Genomic DNA, 2,975 nt, shown 5'->3' with positions numbered 1-2,975 from the left:
ACGGCGAAGGCGCTGAATGCAACCGGTGCGGTGGTGGCGGAGACGACAGTCGTCCAGAAGGTCGACCATGCGGGGCCATACACCTACAGTAACCTGTCCTATGAGAGGGAGGTGCATGTCGGCACGACCACATCGATCTCCCTTGTGTTGAAGGACAGGTACGGCAACCCGGTCGATAGCCGGAAAGATACGGAAAAAGTCACCTTCTCTGTCGGGTCTCCGGATGACCGGGCCGCCTTTGTCGGTGGGGACTCGTCTGTCACGTGTGACGTCGACGGAGAGGGAAAGGTAACAGCCCATCTTCAGCTTGGCTCGAAGGCCGGGGAGACTATCGTCTACGTGGAGATGCCCGGAAAGATCTCTCCCCTGTATCTCTCGATCGACGGTGTGGGGGAGAACGTCCCTGAAAAGATCCTCGAACCCGAGGTCGCCCCCTCCTCAAAGTCGGTCCCGGCCAATGGGAAGGACATCTTTGTCGTCACCTTTACCGCCATAGACAGGCATGGAAACCCCTGTGTTGGCGCCGGCATCAACATCTCCACCTCCCTGCCCGGTGAAAAGACGAAGACCACCCGGACAAACAGGGACGGTAGGGTGACGATCACGTACGGCCCCAAGACCACGACGGGCGACGTGACGATCACGGCGACCGCGGTGAACTCCACAGCCACCGCCGAAACGACGGTCAGGTTCACGAGCACCGACCCGGTGCAGATGGTCCTCACCGCCTCCCCCCAGGTGATGGCAAGCTGGGACGTCCCCGGCGTCAGACCGGCACAGGTGATGGCAAAGGTCATGGACGAGATGGGCAACCCCGTCGAGGGCGAGGTGGTTACCTTCACCATTGTCCATCCTGCTTCATATCCCGACACGCAGAATGAGATGCCGCGGTGGGACACGACCTCCGAGGCGACTGTTACGGCGACGACCAACGATAAAGGCTATGCGGTCGTACTCTTCAGGCCGGGATTTTTCTCCGGGTATGGTTCCTCCCCGGACCGGGCGAACTGCACGGTGGAGGCGCAGTGGAAGACATATCGCGCCCCGCCCCTGAAGATGGAGTGGACCAATGTCCCGTACCTCAGCGTGCTCACCAATGTCACGCCCCCGAACCCTGCATGGAACGAAACCGTCAGGGTGAACATCACCCTGATCGGGAACGGGTATAAACTCCAGCCGAAACCGATCGATGTGATGCTCGTGATGGATACGTCCGGGAGTATGGGCTGGGATAATGGGGGAGATAATCCCTCTTATGGCGAAAAATCGAGACTTGATGAGGCACAGGAGGCCGCAAAGGATTTTGTCAACCAGATGGCTCTCCCTGCCCGGGATCAGGTAGGGTTGGTGAAGTTCGCCAGTGATGCATCTGTTGTCCAGAACCTGACGCATGATAAAAACGCCGTCAATAGTGAAATTGACAAACTTCCCGCCGACGGTGCGACCAACATGAGGAAGGCCTTCTACCTCGGGATCAAGGAACTGAAAAAAAATGGGCGGCCCGAGGCGGTCAAAGCCGTCATCCTGATGTCCGATGGCGAGTGGAACTATGACGGAACACCTTTGGCCGAGGGCACGGGATGGAAGGATGGGTATGAATTTTCAGGCAATGAACTGGAACCTGCCAACTATCAGTATTATGACGGCCTTGGAGGCACATTGCAGGAAAAGGGGCAGTGGTGGTTAGATAGACCCTTGTGGGATAGACCAATCCGCAATGCATATGATCCAAATAAAAAGCCTACTGTGGAAGAAGTAAAAGAAATGTACCCCTATTATAGGGATATTGAAGAAAAAGATATTTATTGGAGAGCAGAATGCAGTTTCTGTACAGACGGCCAGTTCACCAACCAGAACATGTCTATCTACGCCAATAACAACCAGGTGCGTCTGTACACCATCGGCTTTGCCTCTGACCTGAAAGATGTGGAGCCGTACCTGACGCGCCTCTCGGAGGGGGCCAACGGGACATATACCTGGGCTAAAAATGAGGACGAACTGAAGAAAGTGTACTCCGATATTGCGGGGCAGTTGAAGACCGAGGCCGGGGTGAACACCACCCTCTCCCTCGACTTCACGAGTGTGAAGGTGAAGACCAATAATACCACGCCGCGGTCCATTCCCGGCCACGAGGCGTTTGGTTACGACCCCTACACACGGGAGAGGATGGACTGGATCACCAACGGCACAAACATCTATAACAGAAATGACCGGGACGACACCGGAAACTGGACCCACAACAATCTCGCCTTCAACATCGGCACCATCAAACTCAACCAGAGCTGGCAGACCACCTTCACCCTCAAAGTCCTTCCGAACGACAACAATGTCGGCATCATCGACCTCTTCGGCACAGGGTCGAAACTGACCTTCAACAACGGTACAGAATTCCTCACCCTCCCCCATACTCCCCTGACGGTGAAGCGGACGCAGAACAATACCCCCATCGGCAACGCCACCCTCGACATCCGGGACCTCAGGCAGACGGGCATCGAGCGCAATGCCCTGGACCTCAGGTGGAACATGACCTACATCGGCAACAGGACCGCCGTCGAGGTCGTCGAGTACCGTTCCGACGCCATCCCCTGGACCCGTGTCCGGACAATCACGCGGGGGAACGGCACCTGGGAGGAGACCGCGAAGATGGACATCAGAAACCTGCCCCTGACAACATATTTCATCAGGGTCTCGGCCAACTCGGATGACGCAGGATATGTGGAACATGAAATATCAGTCTACCTCGGGAACCCGATGAAGGATAAAAAATTCATCGTACTTGAGTGACAAGGTGAGGGCGGCCCTCGAAAAATCCCCCCCCCTCTTTTTCTCTGGTTCCTTGCCGGCCCCTATCCCGGATCGGGGAAGAGCAGAACATGGTATTGCGCGGAGTACAGGCCTGCCTCAATGCAATACTTCTCTGAAAAACGGACCCAGCGGGAATCGAACCCGCGTCCCTGGGTTCGAAGCCCAGAAGG

1 protein-coding gene is annotated in these 2,975 nt (G+C 56.4%); it reads left to right on the top strand.

All coding sequences use genetic code 11. The annotated features are described in order from the left end of the window. On the top strand, positions 1-2,784 hold a 2,784-nt coding region (locus Q0520_RS00090), incomplete at its 5' end, for a VWA domain-containing protein (RefSeq protein ID WP_298665035.1). Positions 2,785-2,975 lie beyond the last annotated feature (191 nt).

Origin of the sequence: uncultured Methanofollis sp. (assembly GCF_937919355.1) — an archaeon.
Lineage (GTDB): Archaea > Halobacteriota > Methanomicrobia > Methanomicrobiales > Methanofollaceae > Methanofollis.
The sequence above is the reverse complement of the archived record's forward strand: the minus strand, read 5'-3'. Positions and strand labels throughout refer to the sequence as shown.